The 18,885-nt window shown below is 52.5% G+C and carries 13 protein-coding genes; 9 read left to right on the top strand and 4 right to left on the bottom strand.

Features of this window, described 5'->3' with window-relative positions:
* The first annotated feature begins 12 nt into the window (after positions 1–12).
* The 4 genes from NF212_RS14595 (at position 13) to NF212_RS14610 (ending at position 3,326) form a co-directional block, all read left to right on the top strand.
* Positions 13–969 (top strand): cobalamin biosynthesis family protein, encoded by a 957-nt coding sequence (locus NF212_RS14595; protein ID WP_434356860.1) that lies wholly within the window; start codon positions 13–15, stop codon positions 967–969.
* Between the two features lie 7 nt (positions 970–976).
* Positions 977–1,828 carry a vitamin B12 ABC transporter substrate-binding protein BtuF gene (gene btuF, locus NF212_RS14600; RefSeq protein WP_434356862.1) on the top strand — a complete coding sequence of 284 codons (852 nt, stop codon included), beginning with the start codon at positions 977–979 and terminating at the stop codon, positions 1,826–1,828.
* Between the two features lie 167 nt (positions 1,829–1,995).
* The gene (locus tag NF212_RS14605; RefSeq protein ID WP_434356864.1) at positions 1,996–2,610 is read left to right on the top strand and encodes a TRIC cation channel family protein; all 615 of its coding nucleotides are present in this window, start codon (positions 1,996–1,998) and stop codon (positions 2,608–2,610) included.
* Between the two features lie 158 nt (positions 2,611–2,768).
* Entirely contained in the window at positions 2,769–3,326 is a 558-nt protein-coding gene (locus NF212_RS14610; RefSeq protein ID WP_434360891.1) for a flavodoxin family protein, read from the top strand.
* Between the two features lie 50 nt (positions 3,327–3,376).
* Here the strand turns inward: NF212_RS14610 and tyrS are convergent, their stop codons facing one another.
* Entirely contained in the window at positions 3,377–4,564 is a 1,188-nt protein-coding gene (gene tyrS / locus NF212_RS14615) for a tyrosine--tRNA ligase (RefSeq protein WP_434356866.1), read from the bottom strand.
* Between the two features lie 128 nt (positions 4,565–4,692).
* On the opposite strand from tyrS, the gene NF212_RS14620 reads away from it, so the two are divergent.
* Positions 4,693–6,003: a peptidoglycan DD-metalloendopeptidase family protein gene (locus NF212_RS14620; protein WP_434356868.1), complete on the top strand. Its 1,311-nt coding sequence runs from the start codon at positions 4,693–4,695 to the stop codon at positions 6,001–6,003.
* 71 nt (positions 6,004–6,074) lie between these two features.
* Here NF212_RS14620 and NF212_RS14625 read toward each other — a convergent pair whose 3' ends face one another.
* From NF212_RS14625 to erpA, 3 genes are all read right to left on the bottom strand, one after another.
* The gene (locus NF212_RS14625) at positions 6,075–9,248 is read right to left on the bottom strand and encodes an efflux RND transporter permease subunit (RefSeq protein ID WP_434356870.1); all 3,174 of its coding nucleotides are present in this window, start codon (positions 9,246–9,248) and stop codon (positions 6,075–6,077) included.
* 9 nt (positions 9,249–9,257) lie between these two features.
* Positions 9,258–10,361 (bottom strand): efflux RND transporter periplasmic adaptor subunit, encoded by a 1,104-nt coding sequence (locus tag NF212_RS14630; protein WP_434356872.1) that lies wholly within the window; start codon positions 10,359–10,361, stop codon positions 9,258–9,260.
* A 386-nt stretch (positions 10,362–10,747) separates the two neighbouring features.
* Positions 10,748–11,089 (bottom strand): iron-sulfur cluster insertion protein ErpA, encoded by a 342-nt coding sequence (gene erpA, locus NF212_RS14635; protein ID WP_054671954.1) that lies wholly within the window; start codon positions 11,087–11,089, stop codon positions 10,748–10,750.
* Positions 11,090–11,292: 203 nt separating this feature from the next.
* Here erpA and hemL point away from each other — a divergent pair, with 203 nt between their 5' ends.
* From hemL to NF212_RS14655, 4 genes are all read left to right on the top strand, one after another.
* A complete protein-coding gene (gene hemL, locus NF212_RS14640) occupies positions 11,293–12,579 on the top strand; it encodes a glutamate-1-semialdehyde 2,1-aminomutase (RefSeq protein ID WP_434356875.1) in 1,287 nt (428 codons plus the stop codon).
* 336 nt (positions 12,580–12,915) lie between these two features.
* The gene (locus tag NF212_RS14645) at positions 12,916–14,022 is read left to right on the top strand and encodes an AI-2E family transporter (RefSeq protein ID WP_434356877.1); all 1,107 of its coding nucleotides are present in this window, start codon (positions 12,916–12,918) and stop codon (positions 14,020–14,022) included.
* Between the two features lie 97 nt (positions 14,023–14,119).
* Complete coding sequence (gene rsmC / locus NF212_RS14650) at positions 14,120–15,139, top strand: 16S rRNA (guanine(1207)-N(2))-methyltransferase RsmC (protein ID WP_434356879.1); 1,020 nt, start codon at positions 14,120–14,122, stop codon at positions 15,137–15,139.
* A gap of 245 nt (positions 15,140–15,384) precedes the next feature.
* On the top strand, positions 15,385–18,765 hold the full coding sequence (locus NF212_RS14655; protein WP_434356881.1) for a response regulator: 3,381 nt from the start codon (positions 15,385–15,387) through the stop codon (positions 18,763–18,765).
* Positions 18,766–18,885 lie beyond the last annotated feature (120 nt).

Raw genomic sequence — 18,885 nt, forward strand, 5'->3', positions numbered from 1 at the left:
GCGGCCTTCATCATGGACAGCCAGGATTTACTGACCATCCTGCAACACCAATCAGCCCTCCTCGCCATGCTGGGGGGGCTGGTGCTCCACTGGGTCATGCCGGTTCCGGATTACATTAACCCGCTCTCTTATTGCCGCCGCTTTGCCCAGCTCCTTTCTGACAAGGTGAACCATCAGACCGACAGCGAACAGCAGCGGCGCCTGTCTGGCATACTTTCCTTTGCCATTATCTGGCTCACCCTTGCAGTGCTCCTCGTTGCCACCGCACAGCTCGTATGGCAACCCGCATTCTACAATCTGTTCCTTCTTTGGCTGGCATTGGGGTGGAAACCGACCCATCATCTGGGGCAATCACTGGCTACGTCACTTTCGGCAGAAGACAAGGGAACAGCACGCCTGCTTCTTTCCAGCCACCTGAACCGGGAAACCGATGGCCTGTCGATGATTGGGCTGGGCAAAGCAGGGGCAGAAACTCTTTTGATGGGTTATGGCCGCAACGTTGTCAGTGTTCTTTTCTGGTTTGCACTGCTCGGTGGAGTTGGTGCATTCCTTTACAGCCTGACATCCACACTGGCACGAGTATGGTCGCCGAGCAGAAAACAGTTCGATCCGTTTGGCCGTTTTAGTGCATCAGTAATATCAATCCTTGATATTGTTCCCCTTCGACTGTTTGCCTTGCTCATCTGCTGTGGCAAGGGGTTTCACTCGGGTTTCCAGGCATTAATGAATGAGGGTGAAAAGTGGCGTGCACCGGGTGCAGGCTGGCTGCTCAGCAGTGCCGGCAGTAAATGGGAGCTTTCACTGGGTGGCCCGGCAATTTATGAAGGCAGGAAACAAGAGCGGCGCAAAATCGGTGGACAAGTGGTGCCAGCTGGCTATCATCTGTCGCTCCTCAACCACACGTTGCAGAAAAGGACACTGTACTGGATTGCTGTTCAGTCAGTTGTCATGCTGATTTTTACCCTTTAGGACGAACATGAAAGGAATCTCACAGCTGCTGTGCCGGTATCTGGCCTTTTTCGCTATCCTTTTTTCCTCTGCGCCTTCACTGGCAAAGCTTCCAACTGTCATCAGCCTGTCTCCTCACAGCACAGAACTGGCCTATGCCGCTGGCCTTGGTGATCAGATGCTCGCTGCCAGTGAGTACAGCGACTACCCGGAACAGGCCAAAGGTCTGGAGCGGGTTGCCAACTACCGGGGAATTAAGCTGGAACGAATAGTCACGCTTAACCCGGGGCTTATTCTCGCCTGGAAAGGCGGCAACCCTCCGCGTCAGATGGAGGCCCTGGAGAACCTCGGTTTCAAGGTTGTTTATACCAACCCTGACAGTCTGGAAGATATCGCCGATGCTGTAGATATGCTTGGCAAATGGTCACCATCCCCGGAAAAGGCCACTGCACTTGCCAACTCCCTGCGAAGCCGTTTCCGGCAAATCCAGCAGGACTACCGGGGTAAACGCCCTGTCAGTTATTTCTACCAGTTAAGCGGTACCCCTTTGATGACGGTCTCTTCAGACAACTGGCCTGCACCGGTATTTGAGACTTGTGGCGGAAAAAATATTTTCAACAACAGTCCGGCGGCTTACCCTCAGGTCAGCCCGGAACAGGTTATCGTCCGCAAGCCGGAAGTCATCTTCGTCTCACGCCATGCAGAAGGTAACTCCCCTTGGTGGAAAAACTGGTCCAACGAAATCCCCGCAGTAGAGAACAAAACGGTGTGGACACTTAACACTGACTGGCTGAACCGACCAACCCCGCGCACGTTAAAAGCGCTGGAACAGGTTTGCGGTTACCTCGACGCCGTAAGGGAATCGGAAAAAATCAGTTAACAGCAATAATCAGAACAGATGATATTTCAGGGGGCTCACAGCCCCCTGAATTGTTTAAAAAACAGATAGTGAAAACCATCACAGATGCAGGGCTCCTGGATTGTTAATCACCCTGTGCCACGTAAAATCGCCGCGATTCATTCCATGCATTTATTAAAGGACTTTCAATGCTGTTGTATCTGCTCGATATGTTTGGCACCGCGGTATTTGCTGTCTCCGGCGTCCTGCTTGCGGGCAAGTTACGCATGGATCCCTTTGGTGTCATTGTGCTCGCGGCCGTAACCGCTATCGGTGGTGGCACCATCCGGGATATGGCGCTCGGTGCCACGCCGGTGTTCTGGATAACTGACACTAACTATCTGTGGGTGATTTTAATTACCTGCGCAGTATCCATAGCAGCAATCCGCCGTCCTCGCCGGGTACCCTGGTATGTCCTGCCCGTCGCTGATGCCATTGGTCTCGCGGTCTTTGTTGCCATTGGTGTCAATAAAGCCCTGCAATTTGGCGCTTCCCCGATGGTAGCTGTCATTATGGGTGTGATGACCGGCTGTGGCGGTGGCATCATCCGCGATATCCTTGCCCGGGAAATTCCAATGGTGCTTCGAACCGAAGTCTACGCAACAGCCTGTATCGCTGGCGGATGCATCCACACCATTGCCCTGGCCATGGGCTCGGATGCAGTCACATCCTCAATTGCGGGTATCATGACGACATTGCTCATCCGACTGGCTGCAATCCGCTGGCACCTTTCCCTGCCTGCATTTGATCTTCCCGGCAAGTAAACACGATCAACTAAGAACGCGCCCAGGCGCGTTTTTTTAGCACGTTAATTCATTATGTAAATATTTAACTTTACTTAACCTACCGATACACTACCTTGTATGGATACGTAATGGCTTGCTATGGCTGTTGACATACACAAGGAAAGTGAATGACCCCAATAAAGAAAATCGCCATCGTCTACTTCTCCGCAAGCGGAACCACGCAGCAAATGGCCAGCGCCGTTGCCAGCGGCATTGAAGAGCAAGGGGCCCACCCCATTTCGTTACGCATAGAGGGAAAACACCTTATTGAAGGGCGTTTTGTCGAGAAGGCTATTTTCCAACAACTTGCCTGTTGCGATGCCATCGTGTTTGGTGCACCAACATACATGGGTGGTCCCGCAGCTCAGTTTAAGGCATTTGCAGATGCCAGCAGCGATAGCTGGAGTCAGCAACTGTGGCGCAATAAGCCTGCTGCCGGCTTTACCGTGGGGGGCAGTGTCAGTGGAGGGCAGGAAGCTACGTTGCAATACTTTATGATGCTGGCGAGCCAGCACGGAATGCTTTGGACCGGTATAGATCTGCCAAATGGATACAATGATAAAACCATCAACCGTTGGGGAGAGCAGCTCGGTGCCATTGGCTGGACAGAAAACGGAGAGTTAGAAAAACGGGATTGGTTGACTGGGCAATATCTCGGACAACGAATCGCCAGTATCACTGCAGGAATCCCGTAATACAGGTACAAAAAAGGGCGCTGAGCGCCCTTTTTACACAGCGTGTAATCTTAAGCCAGAGTTACACGAGCAAACTTGCGCTTGCCTACCTGGTATACAGCAGTACCTGTTGCTGGAACCAGCTTGGTGTCTTCTACCTTTTCGCCGTCCATCTTTACCGCTCCCTGGCGGATCATACGCATGGCGTCAGAGGTTGAACCTACCAGATCGGCATCTTTCAGCAGGTTGGCGATAGCAATACCCTGTTCAAAAGAGAACTCAGGCATTTCATCCGGCATCGCGCCTTTCTGGAAACGGTTGATAAAATCTTGTTCTGCCGCATCAGCGTCCGCTTCGGTATGGAAACGGGCAATGATTTCTTTTGCCAGCAGGATTTTCACGTCACGCGGGTTTTTGCCGGCTTCAACGTCAGCTTTCAACTGGGCAACTTCTTCCAGAGGACGGAAGGAAAGCAGCTCATAGTACTGCCACATCAGATCATCAGAAATAGACATGATCTTACCGAACATCTCGGTAGGTGCTTCACTTACACCAATATAGTTGTGGGCAGACTTGGACATTTTCTTTTCGCCGTCCAGACCCACCAGCAGAGGCATCATCAGTACAACCTGTTGTGGCTGCCCGTGCTGCTTTTGCAGTTCACGACCCATCAGCAGGTTGAACTTCTGGTCAGTACCACCCAGCTCAACGTCAGCTTTCAGTGCCACAGAGTCATAGCCTTGCAGGAGCGGATAGATAAACTCGTGGATGGCGATAGGCTGGTTACCGGCATAACGCTTCTTGAAATCATCACGCTCAAGCATACGGGCTACTGTTGAGCTCGCCGCCAAACGGATCATGCCTTCAGTACCCAGTTCCTTCAGCCAGCTGGAGTTGAATTCAATACGGGTCTTGGCTGGATCCAGAATTTTGAATACCTGTTCTTTGTAGGTTTCAGCGTTTGCCAGAACCTGCTCAGGTGTCAGTGGAGGACGGGTGGTGTTTTTACCACTTGGGTCACCAACCATGCCGGTAAAGTCACCGATAAGGAAGATAACTTCATGGCCCAGATCCTGGAAGGCACGCAGTTTGTTCAGGATAACAGTGTGACCAAGGTGAATATCCGGAGCCGTTGGATCGGCACCCAGTTTGATGCGCAAAGGACGGTTTTCTTTCAGCTTGGCAATAAGCTCTTCTTCTGGAATCAGTTCTTCGACACCGCGTTTAATTTCGGCAAGTGCGGCTTCAAGGTTTGCCATTGTTTCTTGCTCCCACTGATTTGGCAAAATGTGATAGAGCGACATACTACTTGAATAGCGATGTGATTTGAAACCAGTTAGACTTAACCGTTGTCTATATTGCTACCGGGTTATGTTTTTTTACCTCAATGATCGTGTCGAAATTTAACGCCTTGCCGCGATTCCAGCGCATTATGCTGATAGTTGCCTTCACTGCGGCAATGCTGCTGTTTTTTCTTCCGTCCGGGCAAAGCTCCCCAGCCCGCGATACCCGGTATAAAATTGGTCAGGCTTACCCCCTTCCCATTTCAAACCTGGTTTCCCTTGCCGGCGACTCTGAAATTGCATCTGTCGAAAAACCGCTGGAATGGCAGAAGTTTACCGTACAGTCCGGCGAGAGCCTTGCTGTCCTATTTGACAAGGCTGGCCTCAGCCCGGCCACGCTATACCGGTTGATAAACAGTGATGAGGGCGCAAAAACCCTCACCAAATTGCGCCCCGGGGATGAAATCAGGCTGGGTATCGATGAAAACGGAGAACTGGTTAAACTTATCCAGCCACGCAGTGCGTATGAAACCCTGGTGGTGGATAAAACGGACGACGGCTACCAGTCCACGGTCGATACCCGCACTACGGACACTCAGCTCAATTATGCCAGTGCCACCATCACATCCAGTTTCTGGAATGCCGGTGTTGAAGCGGGCCTGACCGGCAATCAAATTATGCAACTGGCCGGTATTTTCGGCTGGGATATCGACTTTGCCCTCGACATCCGTGGCGGGGACAAATTTGAAGTGCTGTTTGAAGAGCAGTTTGTTGAAGGCGAGCACGTTGGCAGCGGTGAAATCCTTGCGGCTTCCTTTACCAACCAGGGTGAAACCTTTACAGCTATCCGGGCTGAATCCGGCAAGTATTACGACGAAAACGGCCGGGCAATGCGCAAAGCCTTCCTGCGCTCACCACTTAGCTTCCGTTACGTCAGCTCCAACTTCAACCCTCGCCGCCTTCACCCGGTGACCGGCAAGGTGAAAGCGCACCGTGGTACAGATTATGTTGCGCCAGTCGGCACACCTATTTGGGCGGCTGGTGATGGTGTGGTACAGAAATCCGGGTACAACAAATACAACGGTAACTATGTCTTTATCCGGCATACCTCTACCTATATCACCAAGTACCTGCACCTGACCAAGCGCTATGTGAAAACCGGCCAGCGTGTTAAACAGGGACAGACCATCGGTACCCTTGGCGGTACAGGGCGGGTAACCGGTCCTCACCTGCACTATGAGTTCCTGGTGAACGGTGTCCACCGCAACCCACGCACCGTGAAGCTCCCGCAATCCAAGTCCCTGCAAGGCAGGGAGAAGCAAGAGTTCATTGCACTGGCACAGAGCCGCCTTGAACAGATGCAGAAAATGGGCATGCTCTGGGCGGCACTGGGTCCGGTATTGAACAAGTCCTGATAGCTGAAAAATCCAGTCTATGGATGGAAAAAGAAAGGGCCTCTCGGCCCTTTCTTCGTTTATCGTGGGTGCTAACTCGGCAACCCTTGCTGTTTTTGCCGAGCATCCTCAAGCGGGCTGACATTGGCGGTATCCGGGACTGGCTCGTCACCCTCCACCAGCGCAGGTTTTCGCTCCCGTCCCAGCATCAGCAGGCAGGGAGTAAGGACCAGTGTCAGCACAGTGGCGAAAGCAAGGCCGCCGGCAACCGCAGTCGCTAACTGCGACCACCACTGGGTGCTGGGCGCACCAAATTCAATTTTTCGGTTAACCAGGTCAATGTTCATTTCCAGCACCATGGGCAGAAGACCGAGAATGGTCGTTACCGTGGTAAGCATGACCGGGCGCAGACGCTGGGCACCGGTCCGCATAATGGCATCCAGTTTGGCAATACCTTCCCGGCGCAGCACATTGTAGGTATCGATAAGGACAATATTGTTGTTTACCACGATACCGGCCAGTGAAATGACCCCAATGCCGGACATGATGATGCCAAACGGCCGCTGTACGACCAACAGGCCGAGGAACACGCCCACGGTTGAGAACAGCACCGCACTCAGTATCAGGAATGACTGGTAAAAGCTGTTGAACTGGGTCAGCAGGATCATTGCCATTACTGCCAGCGCAATGATGAATGCCTTCATCAGGAACTCCTGAGACTTGTTCTGATCTTCGTTTTCACCCCGTATCTTGAAGGTCACACCTGACGGCAGTTCCATTTCTTCAAGCTCTGCGGTGATCTTCGGCAACTCGAGGCTAAGGTTGTAGCCCTCGGTCATATCCGCCATCACTTCGAGTACCCGCTCACCGCCGGCACGCCGGATAACGCCCTGTTTGGGTTGCGGTGAAATTTCGGCAAAATTGGTGATTGGCACCAGTCCATAAGCCGTTTTAACGCGAAGCTCGTCGAACTTGCCGATATCACGCTTGTCCGCCGGGTAGCGGACCAGGATATCCACCTCTTCATCCGCATCGTCCGGCAGGTACTCACCAATTGACAGGCCGTTAGTAACAAATTGAACCGTATTACCGAGCAAGGTTGCGTCCGCGCCATATCGTGCGGCGTCTGCGCGATCGATTTCAATCGCCCAGTCAATACCGCCCTTAGGGCTGCTGTCGTTGATGTTGGTGAAAGCCTCATGGGTTTCGAGCCAGTCTCGCACCTGGTGAACAGCCTTGTTAAGGGCATCATAGTCCGAACTGGTCAATTCAATTTCCAGGTCGTTCTCACTTGGTGGGCCAGCCTCAGGGAATTTGAACTCCAGCTCCAACCCTGCAAGATCGGCAGTATTTTCCCGGATATCGGCAATGATTTCTTTCACTTTGCGCCGGTACTGCCAGTCGACCGGGTTAAACTGGATCTGGCCGATCTGGTCATCCCCTCCGGTTCGGGTATAGATGGACTTCACTTCGTCCATCCCCAATACCCGCTCCTCAACCTGACGCATCAGGGCATCTTTTTCATGGATTGAAAGATCACCATGCGAACGCACTTTAATGTTAAAGGAAACCGGGTCAACGTCAGGGAAGAACTCTACCCCAAGACCCGCTTTCCCATAGCTGTACATCACCGCAGCAGAAAAGATGATGGCAGCGAGAAGAATCTTCAGCGGATGTTTGAGGGCAATGCTCAATGTCGACAGGTATAACTTGGTAAACCCGGTTGCCTGGCTGAAATCCCCTTCTTCAAGCGCCAGCATCCTGCGCTGGCGGTCTTTTGAGACCGGCAGCGGCTTACCGATAAGTGACCCTAACACCGGGACAAACAGCAATGCCATCGCCAGGGAAGCTGACAGTGTGGCAATCAGGGTCATCGGCAGGTATTTCATAAACTCACCGACGATATCCGGCCAGAACATCAGCGGGGCGAAAGCCGCCAGCGTCGTGGCCGTGGACGCGGTTATTGGCCAGGCCATTCGCTTGGCGGCCTCCCGGTAAGCCTGTTTACGGTCTATCCCCTCGCGCATCCGGCGGTCAGCAAATTCGGTCACCACTATTGCGCCGTCCACCAGCATGCCGACCGCCATGATCAGTGCGAACAGCACAACAATGTTAACTGTGAGTCCGGCAAAGCCAAGTACAGCCAGGCCGGTCAGGAAAGAACCAGGAATTGAAATCCCAACCAGTAACGCTGTGCGGGCTCCCAGAATAGCGATAATGACGATCACCACCAGAATGATGGCGGAAAGGATGTTGTTCTGAAGATCGTTCAGCATGATTTTTACATCTTCAGAGGCATCCCACGTGTACCGCACATTCAGGTTTGTCGGCCATTCGCTGCGCGTTTGCGCTTTTTCCATCACAGTTTTGACCAGTTCGACGGTCTCAATGATGTTTTCGCCGGCCCGCTTTTTCACATCCAGGACCACTGCAGGCTGGCCGTCAAGGCGGGCAAAACTGCTGGGATCCTTAAACGCCCGGCGCACTGTCGCAATATCGCCAAAAGTGACTACTTGCTTGCCATCCACTTTGATCGGCAATTCAAGAATGTCCTTCGCGGAATGGAAAACTGACGGCACCTTCACTGAAAAGCGGCCATAACCGGTATCCACAAACCCGGCAGCCACTACACGGTTGTTACTGGCAATCAGGTTGTAGATACTCTGTTGGTCCAGGCCATAGCTCTCCATCAGGAGCGGGTCTACCAACACTTCCACCACATCTTCCCGATCACCGGCAATGTCGACTTCCAACACCTGCCTGAAACTTTCAAGCTGATCCTGCAAACGACGGGCAATCTGGACGATGGTACGCTCGGGTACAGTTCCGTAGAGGACCACAGACAGCACCGGCTCCTCACTGGCCAGTGTCACCTCATGAACTGTTGGCTCATCTGAATCAGCCGGAAGCCTTGGTGCGGCGAGATCCACCGCATCACGGACATCGGCCATCGCCTTGTCGAGATCCACCCCGACATTAAACTCCAGTGTGACAGAGGCATGGCCTTCGGAGGCAATGGCGGTCATTTCTTTCACACCGGTAACCGATTGCAACTCTTGCTCTATCGGGCGGACAAGCAAGCGCTCTGCGTCTGTCGGGGATATCCCGGAATGCCCCACAGAAACGTAGATAACCGGAATGGTGATATCCGGGTTTGCCTCCTTGGGTATGGTGATATAGGTGACCGTGCCTGTCAGCAGCAGAAACACCAGCAGCGTCATCATGCTGCGGGTCCGGGCCATAGACGCTTCAATGACTGTGCGCATAGACCCTCCTTACTGTTTGCCGGCTTGCGGGCTGTTCAACGTAGCTTCCACTTCATCCCCGTCACGGACAAAGCCCTGCCCGACGGTAATGATGTCAACACGTTCCCCCAACCCCGTAAGCCAGACACCGTCTGACTCGGCTTTAACCAACTTGATAGGAATAAACTTCACCCGGTTTTCTTCAACCAGGGTTTTGACGCCGAGGTTGCCGTTTTCATCCAAAGCCAGCATCGCCGGGGTCAGTTTTACCGCCAGCTTTTCATCAAGTGGGAGTTCCACTTCAGCACTGATCCCGGCCGGCAGTGCCTGACCGGGGTTATCGATGGTCAATTCGATACCAAAGGTATTGGTGGTTTCAGAAGCAATGCTTGAACGGTACCTCAGGCTGCCCTGCCTGGTTTCGCCGCTTACCAGGGTAACCTGCGCCTGGCTGCCGCTATCAAGCTGCCCGATATGACGCTCGCTGACATCGGCTTTAACCACCAGGGGGTTGAGATCAACCAACTGGCCGATAGGATCCCCGATTCCTACGTAATCACCCTGCTCAATATGCAGGGATTCGAGGATGCCGGTAAACGGGGCTTTGACGTCGGTATTGGCGAGCGCAAGTTTCAGGTTGGCAACAGCGGCTTTGGCCTCAGCAAGGTTGGCCTCAGCCAGGCTGAATGAAACCTCACCCTGCAGGCCTTTTTTCCTCAAGGATGCTGCGGCGCTGTATTCCTTTTGACGTGCTTTTAACAGCGCCTGAGCCTGCCTGAGCTGGGCAGCTCGGTCTGCGGTGTCTATCTGGGCAATCAGTTGGCCTTTTTCCACCCGGCTGCCTTTGCTCACTGCAAGGCTCAGGATCTTCCCGGATACTTCTGCTGATACTGTTGAAGTCCGGTCGGGCGCAGTGCGTCCGTAAAGCGTAATTGTCCGGGTAACAGCGGCGGCGTTAAAAGTCGTTACCTTCACTCTGGCAAGATGTTGTTGGGGTTTTTCATCTTTGCCTGACGCCTGGCTTCCCTGATCCTGCCCACTGGCAAGCCATGCAACCAGCGAAAGAACGAGGATCAAAGAAATGATCCAGGGTTTTGAAGAAAAGAAGTAATTAACGCGTTGCCATGCAGCCATAGTCTTTATCCCTGACGTTGGTAAGCAAATCTGGCAGTTCTGATATGAAACTGCTTCTTTCCGGACGACATCCTACTGTCCGGTTTACTGCTTTATTCAAACAGCCTAAACGGTTTTAAAATGATTGAATACATGAAAATGCGAATCAGTTTGGTTAGTACCAGAGGGTAGCCTTCGGCAGCAAGCATAATTCACAACGACCAGACACCATATTGATGCCCGGGTTCATATCCACAATCAGATATATCAAAAATCGTGCCTGCAACTAAAGTACTGAATTTTCGTGGCACATTTTTTACGAGCGGCGTAATTGGCTAAAAATTCGCAATTTTTGCCGCATCGATTAATGAAATGTGCCTATAAATACGCGGGACGCCTGAAAGGGATCAGACGCTGAATGAGGCTCCACAACCGCAGGTTGTCTTTGCATTCGGGTTGCTGACAAAGAAGCGTGACCCTTCCAGTCCTTCGGTGTAATCCACTTCACCACCGATAAGGTATTGCAGGCTCATCGGGTCAACCACCAGGGTAACCCCGGAATTTTCGATGGTCATATCGCCATCATTAACTTTTTCATCAAACGTAAAGCCGTACTGGAAACCACTGCAACCGCCACCTGTAATATAGACACGGAGTTTAAGGTTCGGGTTTTCTTCTTCGGCAATCAGCGCTTTTACCTTGCTCGCTGCAGCGTCAGTAAACTGAAGTGGCAATTGGGTTTCGCTCATTATGTCCTCACATCACTCGCCAAGTGTTTTGGCCTAAATTATCTAGTACCTGACTAAATCGTTCAAGTATTAGACATCTTTTCAACTGAAATTTCTTTGCAATCCTATCACCAATTACCAGATTCACGCACGCGACAACACTTGGCGATTTCCGCTACAATTCCGGCCAACGTCCAAGAGCCAAATTCAAACAGGAACAAAGTATGACCCGATCAGCTGATTTATATGCGAAGGCCCGCAAAACCATTCCCGGCGGCGTGAATTCACCGGTTCGAGCCTTCAATGGTGTAGGGGGTACCCCGCTGTTTATCGAGCGTGCTGATGGTGCCTATATCTACGACGCCGACAGCAAAGCCTATGTCGATTATGTCGGTTCTTGGGGACCGATGATTTTGGGTCACAACCATCCTTCAATCCGCAATGCCGTTATCAAGGCAGCCGAAAACGGCCTGAGCTTCGGTGCACCGACTGAAGGCGAAATCACACTGGCTGAACTGGTTTCCGAGCTGGTTCCTTCAATGGAAATGGTTCGTATGGTGAGCTCTGGCACAGAGGCAACCATGAGTGCTATCCGCTTGGCGCGCGGTTTTACCAAGCGTGACAAGTTCATCAAGTTTGAAGGCTGCTATCACGGCCACGCGGACTGTTTGCTGGTTAAGGCCGGTTCAGGTGCCCTGACCCTGGGCGAGCCAAACTCACCGGGAGTTCCGGCTGATTTTGCCAAACACACGCTGACCTGCACCTATAACGACCTGGCTTCTGTGAAAGAAGCCTTTGAAAACCACCCTGAAGAAATTTCATGCATCATCGTAGAGCCGGTTGCGGGTAACATGAACTGCATCCCGCCGGCAGAAGGTTTCCTTCAGGGCCTGCGTGAACTGTGTGACCAATATGGTGCGCTGCTGATCCTGGATGAAGTTATGACCGGTTTCCGCGTATCCCTTGGTGGTGCACAGGCTTACTACGACGTAAAACCAGACCTGACTACGCTGGGCAAGGTTATCGGTGGTGGCATGCCGGTGGGCGCCTTTGGCGGCCGCCGTGACGTGATGGAATATATCGCCCCTACCGGTCCGGTTTACCAGGCGGGCACACTGTCCGGCAACCCTATAGCCATGGCAGCCGGTCTGGCGTGTCTGACAGAGTTGCGTAAAGACGGTAACGAAGCGAAGCTGGCCGAAACCTGCAAGCACGTGGCCGAAGGCTTTAAGGCAGCGGCAGACAAACATGGCATTCCTCTGGTTGTTAACTATGCCGGTGCAATGTTCGGTTTCTTCTTCACTGACAAAGAGAGCGTAACGTCTTTTGCCGACGTTCAGCAGTGCGACACTGAGCGTTTCAAGCAGTTTTTCCACCTGATGCTGGATCGTGGTATTTATCTGGCACCATCTGCGTTCGAAGCTGGATTTGTCTCGCTGGCACACACTGACGCTGAAATAGAGAAAACCCTGGCAGCAGCTGACGAGGCATTTGCAGAGCTGGCCAAGTAACCCTTGTACAGTAAAGGCGGCTCATAGGCCGCCTTTCTCTTTTGCACTGTGACTCTGAGCCAGACTATCTGAATTCACTGCCAGTAAAATACCACCAGCCCCAGCACCACTGCCGCGATCACCCAGAGTGGGCTGAAACGCTTCTTCTTCACGGTGTCACAACCGCAACTGTCATTACAGCAACCCACGCTTTATTCTCCCGTTAAAATTTGCAAAAAGTGCTCACATTGCAACTCTCCGAGTCTACATTAAGCTGCTGCGACGCACTGATCAATTTCCAATCATGCAAACATATTGACGCCATTTGGGGTTATAGTACGCCTAACTGCCTGATCCATGCTGCAAAGGAATCCTGACGTGACAAGACCTTTTAAAGCCGAGCCCCGGCATTGGATACTGATAGCCGTGCTTGCGGTTGCTGTATATGCTAGCTATCTGTTGCTTGAGCCGTACATGGGCTCAATCATCCTGGGCTTTATTGTTTCCCTGCTGTTTTTGCCGGTACATAACCGGATCCACGGAAAACTGAAGAACAGCCCGAATATATCAGCGCTGCTTTCCTGTACCCTGCTCACCTTTATCGTGCTGATCCCTGTGCTGGTCGTCGCTATCGCCATTATCGACCAGGGCGTGACTTTCACCACCAATGCCTATGACTGGCTGACCAACGGCGGGGCTAAGGAAGCACTTAACCACCCGTGGGTGCAGTCGGCCTTTACGACCATCGACAAGTGGTTGCCGTTCAACTCCATCGCACCACAGGAACTTCTGCAGCGTGCGACCTCGGCGATTACCAAAGTCAGTACGCAACTGGTCGGGATCAGTACCCGGATGGTCGGCGACGTGACCGGCTTCTTTGTCGATTTCTCCCTGATGCTGTTCGTCCTGTTTTTCTTCCTGCGCGACAATGAAAAACTTATCCAGGCGCTGCGCCACGTGATTCCCCTCTCCCGCAGTCAGGAAGACCAAATCCTTGATGAGGTGGAACAGGTCGCCAAATCTGCCGTCCTAGGTTCTTTCCTGACCGCAGTAGCTCAGGGGTTTGCCGGTGGTATCGCCATGGCGCTGGCTGGTTTCCCCGGACTGTTCTGGGGTTCAATGATGGGGTTTGCGTCCTTCATCCCAGTTGTTGGCACGGCACTTATCTGGCTGCCGGCATCACTTTACCTGTTCCTGACAGGCGACTGGCAATGGGGAGCATTCCTCGTAGTCTGGGGGGTTGTCGTTGTCGGCTCCATCGACAACTTCCTCCGTCCTTTGCTGATGCAGGGCAATTCCGGAATGAGTACCCTGCTGATTTTCTTCTCCCTGCTGGGTGGCCTGCACCTGTTCGGCCTTATGGGGCTGATTTACGGCCCGATTATTTTTGCGGTCACCATCGTGCTGTTCCGTCTGTACGAAACTGAATTTGAGACCTTCCTCGAGCAGCAGGACAAGGAATAACCCACACGCTTCATCATGGCATTCCCCCGGGGCGGACTTTTCCCGCCCCGGCCTTTATGGGACAATGCGCGGCAGTTTCCAACCTGTCGAGAATCCCATGGCCTACACCACGCCGAGCGAAGTTGTCGCCCGCCAGCTTTCCTATTTTGAAGACCGCCACGTCCTGCTGGCCGGTGAACTAGAAGATACCTTTGCAACTGAGTTGGTTGATATCGCAGCCAGCGTACAGGTATTCACCACCAACTACGCTTACGCATCTTCCATGTCGCGCTACCCGCACATTGACGTACAGTTTGGTGCTGAATACCAGGCGGATAAAAAGGCAGACATGGTCCTTTTCTACTGGCCAAAAGCCAAGGCAGAAGCAGAATTTCTGCTCAGCATGCTGTTTGATGCCTTGGGGGAAGAAACCGAAATCTGTGTGGTAGGGGAAAACCGGAGCGGTGTTCGCAGCATTGAAAAAATGTTTGCACCTCTCGGGACTGTCCGTAAATTCGACAGCGCACGCCGTTGCAGTTTCTATTGGGGGAAATGCGAAAGCAAACCGGCCCCATTCAAACTAGAAAACTGGTTCAACAGCTACCCGATAAAACGTGGAGAAACCTCCCTGACCATCCGTGCCCTGCCGGGTGTATTCAGCCAGAGTGAGCTGGATGTAGGTACCGCTTTGCTGCTCGATACCCTGCCATCCCTGTCGGGCTCCGTGCTGGATTTTGGCTGTGGCGCAGGCGTCATCGGGGCAGTGCTGAAACAGCAAAATCCTGACCTGGAGATCACCATGGCTGATGTCAGTGCCCTTGCGGTCGAATCGGCCAGAGAAACCCTTCGGTTTAATCACCTTGAAGGCACAGCAGTAGCTACCGATGTTTTTGCCGCAATTGACGGCAAGTTCAATGCCATCGTTACCAATCCACCGTTTCATGCCGGCCTTGACACCAGCTACACTGCCACTGAAACCCTGATTGCCCAGTCTCCCGGCCACCTGCAAAATGGCGGGCAAATGGTGATGGTCGCCAACCGCTTTCTCAAATACCCTCCTTTGATTGAAAAAGCGTTTGGCGAATGCCAGACACTGGCGGCATCCAACAAATTCAGCATTTACCGCTCGGTAAAATAACACCGATAACTTTGACGTAACCCAAGGTTATCCGCTTTTTAGCCGCAAAAATCCGTCATTTTCGTTATTTTTGCGGCTTTCCCCACGCTTCAAAAACAACTTTCTTGCTTGAGAAAAAAAAGGCCTTATAAAAGGCTATTCCACCAAGCTCTTGAGCCTGAGAGCATCCCGGCAAATTTGCTACCGGCTTTCTGCCCAGCAGGCCAAGACACTTATCATTCCCCGCTCTGATTTCAGGCAAGGACATGCAAGAGAAACAGACGTTTAAACGACTCCAACACACGTTGATGCTGGCATTTCTTGTGCTGAGTATTACACCACTGACTGCCCTGGCTATTTTTTTCCTGCAGTCACACAGCAACGATCTGGCACAGCAAAGCACTGCTCACTTGGCTTCACTCCGGGACACCAAACAGGATCAGCTCACCAGCTATTTTGGTCGGCTGCACTCTGAAGTGAAATCCTTTGCACGTTCCGAGCTCGCCAATGCCAGCGGAGGCCGTTTTTATGGCCTCGTTGCTGCATTCCACCAGCTGGGAGAAAACACAGACAAAGCCCGTGAAGCGGCAAAGCAGCGCTATATCCCCGGCAGCGGTGACAAACTCCGCCCCGGCGCAATGACAGCCACTTCCAGCTTTGTTGGCAGTGAACGCTATCGCCTGCTGCACAAACGCTACCACTGGGCGTATGAAGAACACCTGAAACGTTCTGATTTTGCCGATATCCTTCTGGTCGATGTAAACGGCAACGTCGTTTATTCCGTTCAGAAAAATAACGATTTTGGTGTCGACCTGAAATCACCGGAATGGAAGGATACCCAGTTAGGCAAAACCTTTGCGAAGATCCGGGCGATGGTGAGCAACCACTTGGATAACGACGAAAATATTCCGGTGGTATTTACCGATTTCTCCCCGGAAGACGGAAAACTGGTCGCCTGGTTTGCGGCTCCGATTTCCCAGCAGGGCTATCTGCACAGTTTTGTCATTTTCAAGTTAGACAATCAACCGCTAACCCGGATGCTGACCGAGTCTGACAGTAAAAACAGCCAAGTAAGCACACTGGTGGTCGGCGCTGACCACCTGCCGCGCATTGGCCAGACAAACCTTACCACCAGACTCGACAGTACAGCGATCAACCGTGCGCTTGATGGCCAGTCAGACGTCGGAAGCTTTACCAACTTCTCCGGTACGGCTGTGCTTGGTGCATTTGCACCGGTTTCCCCGACCCAGGAAGTGCGTTGGGCAATGATTGTTGAATTGCCGGAAAAAGTTGCCTTTGCCCGCATCTATCAGTTAGAGAAAATTTTCCTGGTAGTTATGTTGACCGCTATTGTACTGGTTACGCTGGCATCCCATTGGTTGTCCAACTCTATTACCGCACCGTTGCTTCGCCTTACCTGGGCGGCAGAACGTGTTTCAGCCGGCGATCTTGAGCAGCAAATCCAAGGGATGGAACGTAAAGATGAAATAGGTCGCCTGGCTGTCAGCTTTGCCCGGATGCAACGATCCGTGCGCGACAAACTGGCACTTATCCGGGAACAGAACAAAGAGCTGGAAAACTCTCTGGCTCTTATCCAGCAAAAAAACCAGGAGCTTGAGCTTGCTGACAAACTCAAGGATGATTTTCTGGCAACCACCTCCCATGAACTGCGTACTCCACTTCATGGCATGATTGGTATCGCCGAATCACTGATTGCAGGTGCAAACGGGCCGGTACCCCAAACCCAGCAGCACCAGTTACAGATGCTGGTAAATTCCGGTCAGCGGCTCTCCAACCTTGTTGATGATCTGCTGGACTATCACAAAATGCGTTACGGCGACCTGGAAATTGAACCCCAGGCGGTGGACGCCAGCGCGGCAGTCCGTCTGGTGCTTGAGCTTTCAACGCACCTCCTTGGCAATAAGCCGGTACGTATCATCAACCAGATGCCGGTTGACCTGCCGCTGGTTAAGGCAGATGAACAGCGTTTGGAGCAGATACTTTATAACCTTATCGGCAACGCGATTAAGTACACCGATGAAGGCAAGATCATCATTTCTGCTACGGTGCTGGAACAGCAAATCCGTATCCAGGTGGTTGATACCGGACAGGGTATACCTGCCGAGCAGCTGGAGCATATTTTCGAACCACTTATCCAACTGCACTCAAATGGCGGTTACCGCCCGGGCGCCGGTCTTGGCCTGTCTATCAGCCGCCAGCTTATCGATATCATGGGTGGGCAACTTTATGTAAGCAGCCAGCCAATGATCGGGACGACTTTCAGCTTTACCCTGCCTTTTGCAGGGGAAGCGGAAATTGCCCGCAGCAACCTGATGCGGGCGCAAAACCATTTCTCTGTCCCTGTACCGGAAAATCTGGTTGAAGAGGACCTCAGCCTGCCTGAAAACACCGAGGGTCCATTGATCCTGGCAGTTGATGATGAACCGGTTAACCTGCAGATCATCAGGAACTTCCTGCGTCTTGCCGGTTACAGGGTACTGACCGCCGAAACCGGTAAGGAAGCACTCACCCTGGCAGAGCAGGAGAAACCGGAGCTTGTTCTTCTGGACGTTATGATGCCGGAGCTCAGTGGGTATGAGGTATGCCGTCGACTGCGCGAGCAATATACCCGCTTTGAATTGCCGGTCATCATGCTTTCTGCCCTCGGGCAGGTACAGGACCGGGTCAAGGGGTTCGAGGCCGGTGCCAACGATTACATTATCAAGCCGTTTAACAAAGATGAGCTGGCAGCCCGTATCGGAGCTTACCTGGACGCCTCTAAGGCAGAAAAGGAACGTGAAGAAAACCGCAGGCTGGTTAAGGAAATCCACCACCGGGAACAAGTGGAAGCAGGGTTGCTTGAAACCCAGAACAGGCTTCTTGGATTACTGGAAACGGCTTCAGAAGCCATTCTCTGTGTGCAGGAAAACGGTCGCATCCAGTATGCCAACGATGCCTGCGGCCGGTTGCTGCGCGTTTCACCGGAATCACTGGAGCGCCACGCCATAGATGACTTCCTGATGACACCCATTGGCACCCAGACGGATGAACGCCAGCATTACACTGCCCAGCTCAAGTTTAACGTGGACAACAGGCTGGAAACGGTTGAAACAGACGTTATCCATCTCCCTGAAGAGTCAGGCCTGCGCCTGATGTTGGTGCTGAATACAGGCACCAAAGCAACCTCACAGCGTGTTCAGTTACTGGAGAATGCCGTTGAAGCCCTGTCAGAGTTTGTTTCACAGGGTGACCGGGACAAGCTCCAGCAGCTCCGTGAACTTGGCGGCGAATTCACCCGTCTTGCAGACCGTATCGACAGCGGTGCATCAGATAAAACTGACTTACTGCGGGAAACCCTGGTCAGGGTGATGACCACGTCCCTCAATTATTGGTCAGAGTGCTCAGGTAAGAGCAAGTTTGAACTGGCCGAGGAAAGTGGCTTGTGGCGCGTCTACCTTGACCGCAGCACCTTGCAAACGCGCACTTTGGATAAATACCTGCATGTTGAAACCGTGCCAAAGGCACCACGTTGGCGGACCGTACTCAATACCATAGACTTCGTACTGGAGCGTTGCGAAAAAGACGATATCCACCGTAGGGAAATAATTACCTTGCGGGAAAAACTCCAGCGCCTCATCGCCCAATAGCGGCAGTCAGCTACAAAGGATAAGACCTTGAACCGGAGCCCTGGCTCCGGTTTTTTTACACCCATATCCGCCCAAATACGATTAGTGAGTTCGTCCCACCGGCTGAAGCGCCAATACGTA

The organism is Parasalinivibrio latis, from assembly GCF_036825535.1.
Classification (GTDB): domain Bacteria; phylum Pseudomonadota; class Gammaproteobacteria; order Enterobacterales; family Vibrionaceae; genus Parasalinivibrio; species Parasalinivibrio latis.